This window comes from Pyrinomonadaceae bacterium (assembly GCA_036277115.1).
Taxonomy (GTDB): Bacteria; Acidobacteriota; Blastocatellia; order Pyrinomonadales; family Pyrinomonadaceae; genus UBA11740.
The window spans coordinates 1,110,682-1,128,579 of sequence record DASUNM010000023.1; the positions used below are offsets into that span (position 1 = coordinate 1,110,682).

Sequence of the window (17,898 nt, forward strand, 5' to 3'; positions counted from 1 at the left end):
GCGCATGAATGGGCGTTAACTTTCAACCCAACTGCTGTCCCAGGCGTGAACGCCTGGGCTACAGAAACACCCGGAATGGCCACCGCAACTGACACACTCGCAGTAAAGAGCACGTCAAGCGCAATCTCGCTTCGCTGGATCATCAGCGCGCGTGAGGACCTCGTGTGGTTCATCAGCTCGGTCGCGTCCAGTTATCTGCTCCTGATTTTGTACGTCACCGGCGTCCTCCCGCTGATTCCGATGGTGGCCGGCTGGGCAATTCTAATCGACGCGCCGCACGTGTTCGGCACCTTCTCTCGCACCTACTTCGACAAATCGGAGTGGAAGACGCGCAAGCGTCTGATGCTCGGCTCGCTTTTGTTCTTCGTAATCGGCCCCGTGATGGTGCTGCTCGGCGCGGGCTTTACATTCTTTTTCATCGCGGCGCTTTGGGCTTATTACCACCTGGTGAAGCAGCACTACGGCTTTATGGTGCTGTACAAGAAAAAGAATAACGACCTCGCGCCGATTGATAACGCGCTCGATCGCCTGTTGCTGCTGTTCGCGTTCAACTATCCATTCGTCGCGTTCATCGCAAACGATCCGACGGCCATGGCCCGCGTGCCGGCGATCTTGAGAAGCGGAGTCAATGCGGTCGCGCTCCTGCTGTTGATTGGGACAGTGGTTCTGGCGACGGGTTGGTTAATACGCCAGGTTCAGCGCCTGGTGTTGCGCCAACCGCTCAACGTTCCGAAGTATCTGTTACTAGCGGCGGCGATACCGATGCACTGGATCGCTCTGCTAACTCCGATGCCGGCAAAACCGATAGCCCTCGTGGCGATTCTCACCATCTATCACAACTTTCAATATCACCGGCTGATCTGGTTTCATAATCAGAAGTACGGTACGCGCGCGTCCCGCGCGCCGAATGCAGGCGAGACACCTGCGTACCAGGCTTACGGCGCCGCCGCATTCATCAGCCGCCGCCTGATCATCTACATCGCGCTCGGAATCATCTTCGGTATCATCTACCAGGGCCCGCGCCAATACTTCGGCTATCTGAATCTCCACACGGGGGACTCACCGGCCGCGCTGTCGCTGCCCATTCAACTAGGCATCGCCTTTCTCTGGGGCTACGCCTTCATTCACTACTATCTGGATTCTAAAATTTGGCGGGTGCGCAGAGATCCCTCGGTGGGCGCGGCGCTGAGAATGTCAGAGCCGTCTGCGTAGCGGGCGGGTAAACGTCGAGTACCCGTGGGTCAGTTGCGAAAGTCACCCACCCGCTACCGCAGGTGGTACTGACTTCTTGCGCTTGAACTTCAGAGGCTTCGCGTTCCGCATTTCCGCGGTGTTGCAGAACTGAGTGAGGACCTGCACAAACTTCTCGGGCTGTTCGGCGGGCGGCAGATGACCGCAGTTTCGAAAGACGATTAAGCGCGCGCCCGGAATGCAATCGCGCAGACGAAGGCCATCGCTGAGCGGCACGTGGGAATCGGCTTCGCCCCAAACAATCAGTGTGGGCATGCGAATCGTATTCGCCTCGCGCGAGACTCGTTCGGCACTCCACCGCCGCATTGACCTCACCATCGCGCGATGCGCGTTCTTCGTTGCGAGAACGTGATGCCGCGCTGCGAGCTTGTGTTCGTCGAGTACGCCACCGCGGCGGCGATGCATGTCCTCGACTCGTTTTCGCAGCACCCATCGCGAACCGAGATACAGTGGCGTCACCACGTCTCCGATCAGCGGCAGACACGCGACCCGCACCATCGGCTCTCTGCGAATGTTGTCGTTACTAACAGTCCCGACCAGCACGAGTCGTTCGACCCGTTCCGGATAATCCAGCGCGATCGTTGCCGCTACTGCGCCACCGTATGACGCGCCGACGATGGTGGCCGTGTCGATCTCCAGACGATCGAGCAGGCTGACAATTGTGTGCGCCTGCCAATCGATCGTGTATTGCCCGTCAGCCGGTTTGTCCGAGTAGCCGTAGCCGGGCATGTCGATCGCGATCACGCGAAAGCCTGCATCAGCCAGGGGCAGAAACACGTCACTCCAGATAAGCGTGGAAGAGATGAAGCCGTGAATCAGCACGATGGCCGGCGCGTCTTCGTCGCCGGCTTCCTGATAATGAACGCGCACGCCGTTGATCCGCGTGAACCAGGAATGCTCCGGATGCGGGATCAGTTTGATGCTTTCGGGCCAACTGACATCACGTGGCCGCGTCAGAAGTTTCGTGGCGATTGCGCCCGCGGCGACGCCCGTAAGTCCGGCAAGTAGATAACGTTTTTTCATCAGGGGCTGAAATATTAACTCGCGAGAGGAACGGATTGAAAGTTCCGAGGGGCAGTGCGCCACGTTTTCAATTCACACCTCGCTTCAGCGAGGTGATGATGTGAACCGTTCTTAACACCACTAACATAGTTGACTCATCAGATTCGCAACCCGAAGGGTTGCTAGAGAGTAGCCGGGGGTCGCAGCGAAGCGTAGACCCCCGGAAACATCGGCGCAAAATACCGCACCCTGAGAAGGGTGCAAGACGGTTCTGTGACCCTTTCAGGGTCAAGAATCATCGATACTCGGTCCCCGGGGTATCGCGCTGCGCGCTCAACCCCCGGCTACTTTCTTTCAGCCCTTCGGGCTGAGCGAAATTTATAATTAGAGTTGCGAGAACCGTTAGCGACCACCTCGCTGAAGCGAGGTGTGATTGAGACTCAGCGGGTTCCAAACAGCTCCGCGTCCTTCTGTTTAATCACAACCTGCGGATGGACGACGCCCCTGGCGCGTTCGTATAAGCCGACCGCCAGCAACTCCTCACAATTTCTAAGACGGATTGCCTGTTCATCAGCCCACGTGCCACCAGTTTCGGCATCAATGGTCAGATCGATTCCATTCAGGAGCCGCGTTTCATCCTCCTTGCGAACTTCAAAGTCCGGCAAATGCGAAAGCGCCTTGTTGGGTGTAATCAATCTATCCGTGACCGTCTCGTTCTCTACGCGTTCTTCAAGCTGTTCCAAAGTGATTGAATCTTCAATCGAGAACCCGCCGGCGCGTGTGCGCCGCAATCCCGATAAGTGAGCACCGATGCCGAGTCGCTTGCCTAAATCTTCCGCCAGCGTCCGGATGTAAGTGCCCGCGGAACAGATAACGCGCGCGTTCAGATCCACCGCGCCGTCCTGGTTCGATTCCCGCTCGCCCGGGGACAGCAGTTCGAATGCGGAGATAGTCACGCGCACCGGTTTCCTTTCAATCTCTTCACCCCGGCGTGCGTGTTCGTAGAGTTTTCGTCCACCGATTTTCTTTGCAGAGTACATCGGCGGGACTTGTTCGATCTCGCCGGTCAAGGAAGCCATGGCCGCTTCAATTTCCGCAAAGTCCGGAATGCTTCCTTCCCCACGAGTGGCGAGGGACTGAGGGTGACGTTGGACGTTGCCACTAACCTCTCCCCCGAACCCTCTCTCCGCATGCGGAGAAGCGGAAACAAGGGGCACGCCCGTGACGTCACCGGTGTCAGTCGCGTATCCAAGCCGAATCACTGCTTCGTATTCCTTCTCGGCGCCGCTGAGAAATTGCGCCAGTCGCGTTGCCCGTCCGACCAGCATCACCAGGACCCCAGTCGCAAACGGATCCAACGTGCCGGTGTGGCCGACGCGTCGCTCGCCGATGATTCGGCGCACGCGCGCAACCACATCGTGCGACGTCATCCCCGCCGGCTTATCAATGATTAGCACACCGTCCATTGGCCGATTGTCCGATGACGAAGAAGCGGGGGCAAGCCCCGGGTCCCCAGCGGGGCGCCCCGCTGGGGTGGAAGACCACCTTCCGGACCTTGAGGCATTCCCAGGTTGCCCAGTCATCCTGAGTTCAAACACGCCGCGCGGTCTCCTCACGGTCAGGACGGTGGTTTACCCCCGCCCTCTGCTGCTATAAACACTCGACAAGAAATCGCATGCGCCAGCGACGACGATCAAAAGCGTCCGATGAAGAGCCGCCGCCGCTCACCCCAGAGAAAGCGCGCGCACTTGTCTTTCAACGCGCCGCGAAACTGCTCGCGGCTAAGCAGCGTTCCGTTGAAGAGCTGCGAGAGAAACTATCGACCACGCGCGGCGCGACTAAACCAATGATTGATGAAGTCATCGCCCGCCTGAAAGGATACGGCTATCTCGATGACGCAAAGTTCGCGCAGAGCTACGCCTCGCTTCGCCTGCGCGAGCGGCCCATCGGCCGGCGCCGGCTGCAACGCGACTTGTGGCTGAAGAAGATTGACAAGCAAACTGCCGAGACGGCCCTCGATGAAGTCTTCGAATCTACGCCCGAAGAAGATTTGATCGAGCGCGCCATCGCGAAACGCATTCGCCTGCGGGGAAAACCCAAGACTCGCGAAGACGCCAAGAAGCTCTTCGATCACTTAATTCGCCAGGGTTTTGAATTCGAATTGGTGAGCGATAAGGTGCGCGCGCTGTCGCAAAACCGAATTGATGATTCGGATTAAGGCCGCTTTGCGCGCAGTCGCGCGCGATATTTCTTGCCGACAATCCCGGCGATGCCCGTCGTTAACAAAATCATTGTGGCCGGTTCGGGAACCGCCGCCGGAGTGAAGTCATATCGTGCCTCAGTGACTGCGAATCCCTCCGGGTTCCCCGCCGGACGCCGCAGCACCAAGGTCGCGATGCCGCTGCCGTTAATCATGGTGCTGAAAATCACCGGGCCGGGATCATTCACATCGTGGACATTTATTGTGCCGGTCATGTCAAAGGGCATTGTCAGCGTCACTAAATCGGTCTCCGCCGCGGAAGCAGGAATAACTACGCCCGCCCCGGTAAACTGCAGAAAGCTATCCTGGGATGCCCAGGACACCTGGACAGTCGTGCCATTGTAAGTAACGAACGACGGCCCTTCAGCGCTAAGGTAAATAAGCGCATTTGGGAGAATAAGGTCTCCCGGCTGGCAAAGCGACGCCGACGAAAGACACGGCGACAGGTTTTGCTGAACAGGCGCGTGAGGATTAATACCCCAGGCGGATAAGCCGGTACCCGAGAAATTGAAAGCTAGTGTGTCGCGAACGGTGCTGGTTACACTCACAGAGCCACTCGTTATTGTGACAGGCTCAGCTTTGGCTGCCGGTGGAAACGTGAGAAGCGACAGAAACGCAACGCCAAAAACGCTAATCAACTTAGCTCTGATTGAGAGCATCGTGGAAGCCTCCTTGTCCGTGCAGACGTAAACAGAGTTCTGGAGGGTAGATATTATTAATGGCGTGCGCCTTTCAGAACCGGATGAGGACTGCTTCGCGGGCCTTGCACTCTGCACTTCAAAGAATAGGTACGCACACGTCCCACGTGCTAGCACGCCGGAGGCGTGCGTACCAAAGTGAAATCTACTTCTCGATCCAAACAATCGGAACCGGCGAGACGAGCACGATCCCGCTCGCTTTTGCGTTCTGAAAGAATGGCGTCACCTCGCCGCTTTCGGTGTCGATCAAGAGCAACTTGTCGGGCGCATCGCCCGCGACCATCAATCGCGCGGAAGAATTGATGAGGAACTTGGCGCTGGCAAAAGTCCAGGTGATCGAGGTGGGTCTTTGCTTCTGCCAGTTGGTTGGATTCAAAAAGAACAGCTCGGTGGTCGTGCTGCTGGGTTGTTCGATGAAAAAAGGCGCGCAACTCTGGGCGGCGCAACCGATGAACCGGCACTCGGAGCACGGCGCGGGCGAAGGGTCGAGAGTTTCGAAACGATCCATGTTCTTCGCGATCAGCAGCGCGTTTTGATCCGCGGAACGAACAAACCCTTCGTTGGACTTCGCGCAGACGGTTTCAATCGACCACTTCCTCGGCCCGTCCTTCAGCTTCACCGCTTCGCCAACGGTCGCTACCGTTGAAGTGTTCGGCTTGAGCGGCTCGGCCCCTTTTTTCGTCGTCAGTCCAGCGAAACGATTCAGCACCAGACGGTCTTCCGAGATCCAATGAGCGCACTCCGCCGTGCCGTTCGGATCGTCGATAGCCAGTTTCGCCTTTCCGGTCACATCAGCTACATACAATTTCGTCGCATTACCGGACTTCTGCTGGTAGCTGAAGTGATTACCGTCGGGCGCCCACGCCAGACACACGCTCTCTCCTTTTACCAGTGATGTGACCGAACCGCTGGTGAGATCGCGAACGCTGATCTCGTCTTTCGTAGCGAAGAGCAAGCGCGCCTGATCGGGACTTGCTACTGCCTCCTTCACCCCGGCCGTCAGCGTCGTTAGGTTGTATCCATCGCCCGCTTGCGTGAGTTCTGCGAGCGCTGCGCCGGTCGATGGATCGCCAGTTAAAAGCAGCACGCGGCCCTTGAACTTTGGGCCGGTGGGTTTGGGCGCCTCCGAACAAGCTGCCGTCAGCCAGCAAGCAAGGAGGCAGGCACCCATTAAGGATTGTCGAAAGCGGTTCACTGGTTACTCAATCTGAATCGAACTCATGAGAGCAGAAAGCCAGGGGCTCCGGTCCTCACAGCCCATTCAAAAGATCCTCGTGCGACTTCTGAATCAAACCGCCCCAGTCAAAGTTCGTCGGCGAGAAGTCTGAATTGATCACCATGACCACTTCGACTCCGTTGGAAAAATGAACCACCAGCGTGTTTATCTCGCCGAGATTCGAGGCTGCCGGATGCCCGCCGGCTTTCCACCACGACGTAATCTTGCCGTCTGGTGAATTGAATTCTGAGGACCAGTCGTAGCTCAAAAGTTCCGTGCGCATTTTTGTCGCCAGCGCGGGCGAAATGATTTTGTTCGTGGTATTAAGCGTCTGGAAAAATTTTCCCAACTGCGCGGCAGACAGAAACCAACCATGAGCGCCACAAAACATGGAGAAGTCACCAAAGTCTCCGCCCTTGGCATTCGGCGCCGCGTGCTTGTAAGTCAGGCCCTGCTGGTTGCCATCACTCGGCATGCAGAAAATCTGAGGTAGTCCCGACGGCGCGAAGACATTCTCGTTCACGTACTTCATGTAAACATTGGACGAGACCAGCGCGTTCTCGGCGTCAGTTTGGGCCTCGGTAAAAGTGCTCGATGCAGGTTTTTTGATCGAACCCTTTATCACCGCCATCAGGACCCGCAGCAGACCAAAGTTCACGTTCCGGTAACAACCAACCCCGATAGCGGGTGCAGGTTTCACATTGTCACAATCCTTCTGCTTATCGTTCACGTCAATCCCGGCGGCTAAGCATTTCTTAAGGCTCTGGTAGTCGTCGGTGTCCGGCGGACAGCGCAGGCCAGCCCGATGCCTAAGTAACTCTCGAAACGTGATCGTGTCGACGCCCGCACCCGGTTTCCAGTTATAGGGCAGGTAATCGACAATCTTTTCGTCCAGCTTCTGATCGAACGTCAGGCCCTTGTTCTTTAGATCCGTATCATCCAGCAGCTTGAATAGCGCCGCCGTCGTGGGGATTTTGCTCACGCTGGCCATCGTGTATTTCACGTCGACCGTCATTTTCATCTCTGGCGGATCCTGGCTGAGGCGCGCCGAGCCCCCCGCTCGCGACACACTTGCCTGGTCCCATTTCGAGATGACGAAGGCATAACCGTAGGGCTTGCCCTTCAGTCCGACTTCAATTTTGTCGGCCAGCTTGTTGAGGTCCAACGGTTTCTTGTCGCAACTGTTAAAAAACGAAAGGGTAAGAGACAAGGCTAAGATAACCAGGATTGTTCGCCGCATTTGGGAAGACCTCCTGAAGCTGCGTTTGAATTAATTTTGAGAGAGTGTCCAACTGAGCGCACGAACTGTCAATGGTTTCCCGGGTCGGAGATCAGGCCGCGCGTGTTTGATACGGAAATGCTCAATATGAAACGCGCGGGTTAAAGACTCGCTGGATCGCCGTGTTAGACTTTTGATTCGTCAGTGTCACTGCTCGGCATTTCCTACTGATCTCCGACCTCTGACCTCTGACTTCTGCTTTTATGACTGGTAACGAAATTCGCGAAAAATTTCTGGAGTACTTTGAGCGGCACGGCCATACGCGTGTGCGCTCCAGCCCGCTTCTGCCTGCCAACGATCCGACGCTGCTCTTCACCAACGCGGGCATGAATCAGTTCAAGGACGTGTTCCTCGGAGCCGAAAAGCGCGATTACGTGCGCGCGGGTTCGTCGCAGAAATGCCTGCGCGCCGGCGGCAAGCACAACGACCTGGACGAAGTCGGCAAGACTGCGCGGCATCAGACATTTTTCGAGATGCTCGGGAATTTCTCGTTCGGCGATTACTTCAAAGAAGACGCGGTCAAGTTTGCCTGGGACCTGCTCGTCAACGAATTCAAACTCGACCCGCGTCGCATGTGGTTCACCGTTTACGAAGGCGATGAACAGGTCGGCCCCGACGAAGATGCGGAAAAGTTTTGGCACGCGGTCGGCGCGCCGAAAGAAAGAATTCTGCGCTTTGGCCGCGCAGATAATTTCTGGCAGATGGGCGAGACCGGGCCCTGCGGCCCGTGCAGCGAGATTCATTACTACATGGGTGAGGATCCGAATGACGCAGAGAATTGCGCGGAGAACGTCAACGGTCCTTCCGACATCATCACTGAGCTTTGGAACCTCGTGTTCATGCAATTCGATCGCAGCGAAGAGAGTCCGGGCCAGTACAAGCTGACTCCTCTGCCTGCGCCTTCCGTCGACACCGGCATGGGCCTTGAGCGCCTGTGCGTTGTGCTGCAAGGCGTGAAATCGAATTACGAAACTGATCTGCTGAAGACCATCGTCGATTTCGTTGCCCAACTCACAGATCGAAACTACGAAGCGGAAACCCAGGAAGGGTTCGCGATGCGCGTGATCGCCGATCATGCGCGCGCGACTGCATTCTCGATTGCTGACGGAATTTTGCCGGCGAATGAAGGACGCAACTACGTGCTCCGCAAGATCATGCGGCGTGCGATTTACCAGGGCAGGCACACGCTCGATTTCGAAGGCTCGTTTTTTCACAAAGTCACGAACTTCGTGATCGATCAGATGGGCGAAGCCTTTCCCGAACTCGAAAGCCATCGCGACTTCATTGGCAAGATGGTGCGGCTGGAAGAAGAGCGCTTTGGATCGACGCTCACGGTTGGTTTGCAGAAGCTGGACGAACTGTTCGCGAAAACCGGAAAGGGGCAATACCCGGATTGGAAGGAACTCGCAAAGCTCTACGACACGTTCGGCACTCCGCGCGATTTGATTCGCGTAGCCGTGGAAGAGCGCGGGTTGCGGACGTTTGACGAAGAGACATTCAATCAGAAATTTGACCTCGCCCTTCAGGAACTGCAACAGGCCAGCGGGATCGGCAAGACTGAACAGAAAACGAAGACGAAACCGGTCTATGCTGATCTGGCCAGCCGCGTCCCGTCTCAGTTCCATGGTTACGAAACAACGCGCGTCGACGATGCAAAGGTCCTCGCGATCATTCGTGGCGATAACGAAGTGTCTGAGCTAGGCGAGGGCGATGACGGCGGCGTGGTGCTGGATCAAACTCCGTTCTATGCCGAGAGCGGTGGCCAGGTTGGTGACGTCGGCACGATCATCAAGTCGGCGGCGAACGAAAACGACACGGCGCTTGTCGCGCGCGTGGCCGATACCTACTCGCCCGTTCAGGGTCTGATCATTCACAAGGTCAGAATCGAAAAAGGTTCGATCAAAGTCGGCGACACAGTTACCGCCGAAGTCGATGTCTTCACGCGTGATGCCACGCGGCGCAATCACACCGCGACGCACCTGGTACACGCTGCGTTACGCGAAGTCCTGGGCGCGCACGTGAAGCAGGCAGGCTCAGTCGTGGCCCCGAATTATCTCCGCTTTGACTTTACGCATTACCAGCAAATGAACGAAGAGGAAATGCAGGAAGTCGAGCGGCTCGTCAATGAACAGATTCTGCGCAACGTGAAAGTCGATACCGACGTCATGCCGGTCGAGGACGCAATTCGCGGTGGCGCGATGGCGCTGTTCGGCGAAAAGTATTCCGGGATGATGCGCGTCCTGACAGTGCAGGGATTTTCCAAAGAGCTGTGCGGCGGCACGCACGTGCGCGCGACCGGCGACATCGGCGTCTTCAAAATCACAAGCGACGAATCGATCGCTTCGGGCGTGCGGCGTATTCGCGCCATCACCGGCTTTGACGCCTACGAACGTTTCCGCGAAGACGAGCGTGTGATTGAACAAGTGGCCGCGAACCTGCGCACTTCGCGCGCGGAATTACCGAACGTCATCGGCCGGCTCCAGGAAGAATTGAAGAAAGCGCGCCGCGAAGCTGAAGAGTTGCGTTTGAAGATTGCGAGTGGCGCAATTGGGACATCGGCGTCCAACGGCGACGAAGCGCGTGACGTGGCTGGGGTGAAAGTTCTCGCGAAAGAAGCGAGCGGCCTCGATGCTGCCGGCATGCGTCAGCTTTCTGACACTTTGCTCGCGCGAATTAAGTCGGGCGTGGTTGTGCTCGGCCGCACGAACGATGGCAAGGTCTCGCTGATTGTGCGCACGTCGGACGATCTCACCAGGAAAGTTCCGGCCGGGCAGGTCATCAAAGAGCTCGCGCCGATTATTGGCGGCAAAGGCGGCGGTAAAGCCGACATGGCCGAAGGCGGCGGCAGCCAACCTGAAAAACTTGGCGAGGCTCTGCAGGCGAGTTATGGCGTGATCGAGCGATTGTTAAATCCATAAGATAAACAGGATTAACAGGATTCACCGATTGTATTCGTTCATTGCATCCTGTAAATCTTGTTAGTCCTGTCTATTCATGTCCGGCGTTTTCACATGCTCCGGCCGAAATCCGACACCCACCAGACGCGCCGGAATCCTTCTGAGAAATGGCCAGCGATTGAACAGCTTCAAAGGCGCCGGAGCACGGAAATCCGTATCGCCGAGGACCCGATCGATGACGTTGTTCTGCATGAACACCTGCAGCCCTTGCGTCATGCGCGTCGGAAAATTGCGTCGCAGTTGCACTCGTTCCAAATCCGCCAACCCAACCGTGTTGCGCGTCAGCCGTTCCGCGAGAATATTTGCCGTCGCCACGGCATCCTGAATCGCGAGGTTGATTCCGACACCGCCAATTGGCGACATGGCGTGCGCGGCGTCGCCGATGCAAATCAGGCCGGGCCGAAACCACTTCTGCAATCGATCGATGCGGACAGTCAGCAACTTGATCGGTTCCCAATCCGGTAACTCCTGCATGCGATCGCCTAAAAACGGCACGACCGAAATTATGTCTTCCCGGAACTGGTCGAGGCCGCGGCCTTTGATGTTTTCGAATTCGCCTTTGCGAATCAGATAGCCGCACTGCCAGTACTCGCCGCGGTTCAGCATCACCATCATCTTGCCGGCTTTGATCCGGCCAAGCGTCTGTTCGCCGTCGGATGGCTTGCGCGACATGCGGAACCAAAGCACATCCATGGGCGCGCCAAACTTCTCAACTTCCAGTCCGGCTTTATCGCGCACGATCGAACCGCGACCGTCAGCGCCGATGGTCAGGTCGGCGCGCACATCCAACTCGCCGTCCGGTGTTTCTGCGCGCACACCGGCCACGCGTCCTTCGTCTTCCAACAGATCTACGACTTCGGCCTGCATGATCAATTTGAATGTCGGATAAAGCCGGGCGTGATCGGCGAGAAAGTCGAGAAAGTCCCATTGCGGCACGAGCGCGATAAATTTGCAGACGGTCGGCAAATAGGAAAAATCCGCGAGCTGCACAAAGTCGTCGCCGATCTGCCCGCCGAGTGCGCGCACTTCGTCGTGCGGCAATTTCAGAAACTCTTCGAGCACGCCGAGCTCGTGCATCACTTCGAGCGTCGAAGGGTGCACGGTGTCGCCCCGAAAGTCGCGCAGAAAGTCCGCGTGCTTCTCGAGCACGACCACCTCGACGCCGGCCCGCGCGAGCAGAAAGCCGAGCATCATGCCGGCTGGACCACCGCCCGCGATGCAACAGCGCGTCGTTATTTTTGTCGGGCTATCCACAGACAAAAGAGTCCAAAGGGAATAACGATTAGTACTTCACGCCATGACGCGCTTTGGGACCAGGGGTGGCCAAATACTTCAAACCGAAACGGTCTAAACAGCCGAAACGCATGGAGAGAACCGATCGACAAGTGCGCCAGACCCGACAGTGTCGCCGCCGTTGGGCGATAACTCAATCGGACGATAGCGATTAGATTAATCGCGATGAACGCGCTGTAGATTACCAGAGATACCGCGCTATCGAAGTTCGAGAATTCCCAACTACCGACCACAAAGCTGCTGCCCGTTTCCAGCCGGTAGTAGTGACACGACCAATGCGGCATCCAAGAGCACGCCGCAATCCCAAAGAACACTCGCAGCCACGACTCGCGCATAAAAAATCGAACGAAGCCTATTCCTCTCCGCAAGCGGAGACGGGTTAGGGGGGAGGTTGACGCGCCTTGCAACCCCACCCCATCCCCCGCTCGCGGGGCGGGGGCGAACTCTTGGGCCATAGATCGACCAAAGGCTGAGCCGTCGGACTTCTATCTCGCACAATAGTCGATGTCAACGGTTCGGCCGCGCAAAACTATCAAATTTCGGCGTCTGCGAGTATGATTTCCCAGCTTTTTAAGCCTTGTGCTTAACCAAAAAGGAGCAATTGATGCGAAGAACGACAATCTTAGTGTTGTCTCTTGTCTGCGGCCTCGTGTTAATGGCCTGTACGACGACCGAGACGAATACGAATACCAATAGCAATACAGCGTCGAGCTCAACTGATAAACCCGCGGCGACAACCACGCCCGCGACGACTACGGCTTCGACGAGCGGCACCAGCATCGGCGTACCGGAATGCGATGATTTCCTCGCGAAGTATGATTCCTGCACCAACAAAGTCCCTGAGATGGTGCGTGCGCAGTACGAGAACGCCGGCAAACAGATGCGAGACCAGTGGAAGAGACTGGCCGACAATCCACAGACAAAGGCATCGTTGGCAGCGGCTTGCAAACAGGCTGTTGAGCAACAGGCCGCCGCCTGGAAGATGTACGGCTGCGCCAACTGACCTAAGCTGTCAAACCTAGAATCAACGGGCCGGTAGGAATATAATCTCGCCGGCCCGTAGCCATTTGAATTTCAATGAGCAACGAGCCGGCTGAATCTGACGTCTCAGCCGGCAGACGTTTTTTTGAATGTCAGAATCCCGATTAGTCGGGATTGAACCAGCTAATAAGCCAATTTCGGATTCCAACTCCAACCACCCGCTACCGCAGGTGGTACTGACTCAACGCTTCGGAGGTACTTCAAATGAAAGCACAACTCGCCCGCGCAGTGGCTGTCGCGCTGCTCGCCATGTTCTTCGTCCAATCAACCTTCGCAACTTGCGGCGGTGGCGGCGGTGGTGGTGGCGGCGGCGTCAGTGGCAGCTCGAGCGGCGGCGGTTCATCGGCGCCGGTTTACCCGGTGCCCTGGAAAGTCCGCAAGGCGAACGACGCGCCGGCGACCGGGCTGGTGCTCTATTGGTTCCCAGCGTCCGAAGCCGAAGTCAAAGCCTCGAGTCTGCGCCAGTCGCGCATCCTTTCGCTTTACGCCACGCAGTGCGTGGCAATGGAAGTTAGCGATGGCGTCAGTACTCCGCATGCAGACAAGCTAATCGGCGAATCCACCCGGCCCATAGCGGCGTTGGCCATGCCTGACGGCACGCTGGTCGGTAAAGTTGAGAACGCCAACGGCAAACTGAAAGTCGCCGACGTCGAAAAACTGGTTGATGGGGAAATGAAGAAGCGCGAAAGCGAAGTCACCTCCCAAATGAACGAAGCAACCCGCAAAGTCACGGCCGGGGACAAAGATGGCGCGATTAAGATTTACAAATCGGTGGTCGAGCAGAAATGCCAGTTTCCTAAGAAGGCAAAAGACGCGGTGAAAGAACTGAAGAAGCTCGGCGTCACGGACGTCGCGAGCATTCCGCCGTCACCGGTGTTTGAGCCGCGTCAAAGCGCTGCGATCGAGCGCGTGATGAGACGCGGGCTTACCGCCGAACATCGCGGTCAATACGAATTGGCGGATCGTCTCTATATGCAGGCGCATCGCATGGACCCAGCTGATCCGACGCCGCTGCGCTATCTCGGTGAGAACTATCGGCACAACATCGGCGACTGGGACAAAGCCCGAAAAGTCTTCAACCAGATTCTGGATATGCCCGCCGATCCGCTTTCGCGCTCGGTCGCCTTACATGGACTCGGCAAGATGACTATCCATGACGGCGAGTTCAAGAAGGGTCTCACCTTCATGGAAAAGGCCGTGGCGGAATATCCGCTGGCGCTCGCTTATCGAAACCTCGCGGTCTTCTGGAATTCGGAAGGCGATCCAGCGAAGGGCAACGAATACACGCAACAGGCGCTGGCGCTCGACCCGAAGGATCCTTACAACATCGTATTCGCGGCGGTCTTCATGGCGGCGAACGGCGAGAAGGAAGAAGCGCTGAAGATTGCGCGCGAGAACATTAACTTGCTCCCGGCGTCGTACAACCTGGCGGCAATCTACGCGCAGAATGGTCAGAAAGAGAAAGCGCTTCAATTGCTGCGCCGTCACTTCTACGTGTACGAACGCTATCAGGCCGTGCGGGCGAAAGAGATGATGGAAGCGCGCGTCGATGCAATGTTCGATTCGATTCGCTTCGATCGCGACTTCATCGCGCTGACCCGCAACGCCGACGGCAAGCTGCCGGTGCCGATGAAAGGGATGCCGGCGACGCAGGCGATGCCGCATCGATAATCGTAACGGATAGCTGACACCGGGGCGGCAGGGTTAACTAACGCCGCCCTTGTAACTTATTGAAACCGTTTCTCTGCGGTGGCGTGTACAAGTTTGAAGTCCGGGGTCTTAATCCCGACTTTCCCGAATGACTTCGTCGCACGTTCTGGATTCATGTAATCGACAATTAACTGATCGCTCCCAAGGAAGCTGTGATGAAAAGCTTCGCATCCCTCAAATACTCACTTTGTAGTCTCCTGCTGCTCGCGGCCGCGACTACCACCCATTCACAACCGAACACCGGTTCAATCAAAGGCACAGTCACTGATCAGCTTGGTGGTCTTGTCGTCGCGGCAACCGTCATGGCTAAGGACAGTAAGGGCGCCACCAGCACGGTCACTACCGACGTGAATGGCAACTACGAATTCCGGACTCTCGCTGCGGGTAATTACGACCTGACCGTCACGGCTGAGGGGTTCAGCACGCTCGAACATAGAAACGTAAGCGTGCGCTCCGCGAAGACCTCGACGGTGAACCTGGAGCTGGTAATCGGCTCAGTTGAACAAACAGTCGTCGTCGACAACAGCATCATCAGCACCGATGCCGACCGTAATGCCGACGCGATCACGCTCCGTCAACGCGAGTTGGAAGCATTGCCGAATGATCCGGAAGCGTTCGCCGCCGCACTACAGGCGCTCGCTGGCCCACCACAGGGCGAAGGCGGGGGTGCACAAGTTAAGGTTGACGGATTTTCAAACGGCCAGGTACCGCCGAAGGAAACCATCCGCAAGGTTCGCATTAATCAAAATCCCTATGCCGCCGAAAATGAATATCCGGGTTGGGGAGGCATCGAGATTTTTACCCAGCCGGGCACCGACAAATTCCACGGTGGAGTATCTTTCAATTTCAACGACGAAAGTCTGAACTCAAGACATCCGTTTGCGAAAGTGCGCGCTCCGTTTCAGACGCGCCAGTGGGGAGGCAGCCTGACGGGACCGCTGGTGAAAAAGCGCGCCTCTTTTACTTTCTATCTCAATCGATACGAGAACTTCACGAACACCGTCGTCAATGCCACGATCCTGGAACCGATCACGCTGAAGCCAGTCGGGTTCAATCAGATTTTTGTCATTCCCGGAGCCTCGACCAATCTTGGCTGGCGAAACGATCTCAAGATCAACAAGAAGCACACGCTCGTTTCGAATTATCAATACGGGCGCTCGTCACAGGATCCTCAGGGTATCGGCGGATTCTCTTTGCCGTCACGCGCTTATCGCACTAGTAACGAATCACACACACTTCAGATTACTGAGACGGCGCTCATTAATGAGAGGACCATCAACGAGACTCGATTGCAGTTCAGTCACCGCATATCCCGGCAAACGGCCAATAATTCGTTGCCCGGGCTGAACGTCTCTGAATCGTTCTTCGGCGGCGGATCGCAGGTGGGTTCAGCCAGTAATAAAGATGATCGCGTGGAGTTGCAAAACTTTACGTCGTGGACTTACGGGCGTCACTTTCTGAAGGTGGGTGGACGGCTCAGGTATGTAAGAATTGTAAGCATCTCGCCGTCGAATTTCGGTGGCACTTACACGTTTACCGGCGGTGTCGGGCCCGCCCTCGATGCCAACGATCAAATCGTGCCGGGCGCTCCGGCGATTCAGCTAACCAGCATCGAGCGCTATCGCCGGACGCTCGTATTTCAAAGACAGAATCTCAGCCCGACACAAATCAGACTGCTCGGCGGTGGCGCAACTCAGTTCTCGATCGCCGGCGGTAATCCCGAAGCTGACGTCGCCCAGACAGACGTGAGTTTTTATTTTCAGGACGAATGGAAGGTCAGTCCAAATTTCACTTTGTCGCCGGGGCTGCGTTACGAAAACCAGAGCAACATCAGCAGCAATTTCAATCTGGCGCCCCGCATCGGGTTTGCCTGGTCGCCGGCGTTTGGTAAACGAAACGCCGGTGCCGATGGCAAGAGTTCGACCGCGAAGCCAGGCGAAACGAAAACCGCATCCGCCCCCAGTCCGCGGAGCACGGTAATCCGCGGCGGCTTTGGCATCTTTTACTCACGAATCGGTGAGAACTGGACGCTGCTGACGAACCGTTTCAACGGTATCAACCAACAGCTGTTCAACGTTACCGACCCGGCCGTCCTGAATTTGTTTCCGTTAGTGCCGCCGGTGACTCTGTTGAATGCTTTTTCGGTGCCCGGATCCCGTCGCGTCCTCGATCCCCGCCTTGCGCCGGAACAAATTTTCCGGGCGACTATTGGCATGGAACACCAGTTCTCGAAGACACTTCAGTTTCAATTAACCTATGCGCATGGCGAGACAAGACGTTCGGTGCGCACCTTGAATATCAATGCGCCGTTGGGTGGGACCTTCAATCCCGCAATTCCTACCAGCGGTGTGCGGCCCTTCGGTCTCGCGGCGGGCAACATATACGAATATAACTCTGATGGCCGCTCGAGATACGACAGCCTGAGCGTAGGGGCGAACGGCAAAATTGCCGGGAAGATCGATTTTTGGACGAACTACTCATTGAATTATTCGCGCGGTAACGATTGGGGGACTACCGGGTCGCCTTTCGACGCGTACGATTACAGTAACGAGTGGGCCCGCGCGAACTTTGACACGCGCCACTGGTTTTCGACCGGCGCAAGTTATCAATCCAAGTCCGGCTTCAGCGTGAACACATTCATCATTGCGAATTCCGGTCCACCGTTCAATATCACGACCGGACGCGACACGAACGGCGATACTTCATTTTCCGAGCGGCCGGCGTTCGCCACCGATTTGAACAAACCCGGAGTGGTGATCACCCCGTTCGGGGCGCTGGATCCGAATCCGACGCCAGGGCAACAAATAATCCCGCGCAACTTTGCGCAGGGGCCGACTTTCTTTTCCGTGAACGTGGGCGCGTCAAAGACTTTCAAGTTCGGACGCGCGACTCCAGCAAAAACGGCCGCCATCGCCGCGACCGGTACACCGGCGGTGGTCTCGGCGACAACCGCTGCGCCGGCCAGCCCCACGCCTGCCGCAAAGCCGCAAAGACCTTATTCTCTGGTTTTGTCGGTCTATGTGAGCAATGCGCTGAATCACACAAACAGGGCCGCGCCGGTGGGAAACATGGCTTCACCTTTCTTCCTGCAGTCGACTAATACTTCCAGCATGTTCATTTTCGGACCCGGTGGCACCGCTTCATCGGGCGGCAATCGCCAGGTTAGCGTGCGCGCCAGGCTCAGCTTCTAA

At 56.8% G+C, this 17,898-nt stretch carries 13 protein-coding genes; 6 read left to right on the plus strand and 7 right to left on the minus strand.

Going from position 1 to position 17,898, the window contains the following annotated elements:
• Positions 1 to 75: 75 nt before the first annotated feature.
• Positions 76 to 1,212 carry a hypothetical protein gene (locus VFX97_11590; GenBank protein ID HEX5703835.1) on the plus strand — a complete coding sequence of 379 codons (1,137 nt, stop codon included), beginning with the start codon at positions 76 to 78 and terminating at the stop codon, positions 1,210 to 1,212.
• Between the two features lie 42 nt (positions 1,213 to 1,254).
• Here VFX97_11590 and VFX97_11595 read toward each other — a convergent pair whose 3' ends face one another.
• Positions 1,255 to 2,274: an alpha/beta hydrolase gene (locus VFX97_11595; protein HEX5703836.1), complete on the minus strand. Its 1,020-nt coding sequence runs from the start codon at positions 2,272 to 2,274 to the stop codon at positions 1,255 to 1,257.
• 419 nt (positions 2,275 to 2,693) lie between these two features.
• Positions 2,694 to 3,719, minus strand: coding sequence for a tRNA pseudouridine(55) synthase TruB (locus tag VFX97_11600; GenBank protein ID HEX5703837.1), 1,026 nt, complete (start codon positions 3,717 to 3,719; stop codon positions 2,694 to 2,696).
• A 209-nt stretch (positions 3,720 to 3,928) separates the two neighbouring features.
• On the opposite strand from VFX97_11600, the gene VFX97_11605 reads away from it, so the two are divergent.
• A complete protein-coding gene (locus VFX97_11605) occupies positions 3,929 to 4,471 on the plus strand; it encodes a regulatory protein RecX (protein HEX5703838.1) in 543 nt (180 codons plus the stop codon).
• Here VFX97_11605 and VFX97_11610 read toward each other — a convergent pair.
• The 3 genes from VFX97_11610 to VFX97_11620 form a co-directional block, all read right to left on the minus strand.
• Complete coding sequence (locus VFX97_11610; protein HEX5703839.1) at positions 4,468 to 5,172, minus strand: PEP-CTERM sorting domain-containing protein; 705 nt, start codon at positions 5,170 to 5,172, stop codon at positions 4,468 to 4,470. The genes VFX97_11605 and VFX97_11610 overlap by 4 nt on opposite strands.
• A gap of 184 nt (positions 5,173 to 5,356) precedes the next feature.
• Positions 5,357 to 6,382 carry a hypothetical protein gene (locus VFX97_11615; protein HEX5703840.1) on the minus strand — a complete coding sequence of 342 codons (1,026 nt, stop codon included), beginning with the start codon at positions 6,380 to 6,382 and terminating at the stop codon, positions 5,357 to 5,359.
• Positions 6,383 to 6,461: 79 nt separating this feature from the next.
• Entirely contained in the window at positions 6,462 to 7,667 is a 1,206-nt protein-coding gene (locus VFX97_11620; protein HEX5703841.1) for a serine hydrolase, read from the minus strand.
• A gap of 242 nt (positions 7,668 to 7,909) precedes the next feature.
• On the opposite strand from VFX97_11620, the gene alaS reads away from it, so the two are divergent.
• Positions 7,910 to 10,624 carry an alanine--tRNA ligase gene (gene alaS, locus VFX97_11625; GenBank protein HEX5703842.1) on the plus strand — a complete coding sequence of 905 codons (2,715 nt, stop codon included), beginning with the start codon at positions 7,910 to 7,912 and terminating at the stop codon, positions 10,622 to 10,624.
• A gap of 60 nt (positions 10,625 to 10,684) precedes the next feature.
• On the opposite strand, the gene VFX97_11630 is transcribed toward alaS, so the two are convergent.
• Positions 10,685 to 11,917: an FAD-dependent oxidoreductase gene (locus VFX97_11630; GenBank protein ID HEX5703843.1), complete on the minus strand. Its 1,233-nt coding sequence runs from the start codon at positions 11,915 to 11,917 to the stop codon at positions 10,685 to 10,687.
• Entirely contained in the window at positions 11,896 to 12,291 is a 396-nt protein-coding gene (locus VFX97_11635) for a hypothetical protein (GenBank protein ID HEX5703844.1), read from the minus strand. Before VFX97_11635 ends, VFX97_11630 begins: the two co-directional genes overlap by 22 nt.
• Before the next feature lie 269 nt (positions 12,292 to 12,560).
• On the opposite strand from VFX97_11635, the gene VFX97_11640 reads away from it, so the two are divergent.
• From VFX97_11640 to VFX97_11650, 3 genes are all read left to right on the plus strand, one after another.
• The gene (locus VFX97_11640; GenBank protein HEX5703845.1) at positions 12,561 to 12,959 is read left to right on the plus strand and encodes a hypothetical protein; all 399 of its coding nucleotides are present in this window, start codon (positions 12,561 to 12,563) and stop codon (positions 12,957 to 12,959) included.
• A gap of 242 nt (positions 12,960 to 13,201) precedes the next feature.
• Entirely contained in the window at positions 13,202 to 14,668 is a 1,467-nt protein-coding gene (locus VFX97_11645) for a tetratricopeptide repeat protein (GenBank protein HEX5703846.1), read from the plus strand.
• 194 nt (positions 14,669 to 14,862) lie between these two features.
• Positions 14,863 to 17,898, plus strand: coding sequence for a carboxypeptidase regulatory-like domain-containing protein (locus VFX97_11650; GenBank protein HEX5703847.1), 3,036 nt, complete (start codon positions 14,863 to 14,865; stop codon positions 17,896 to 17,898).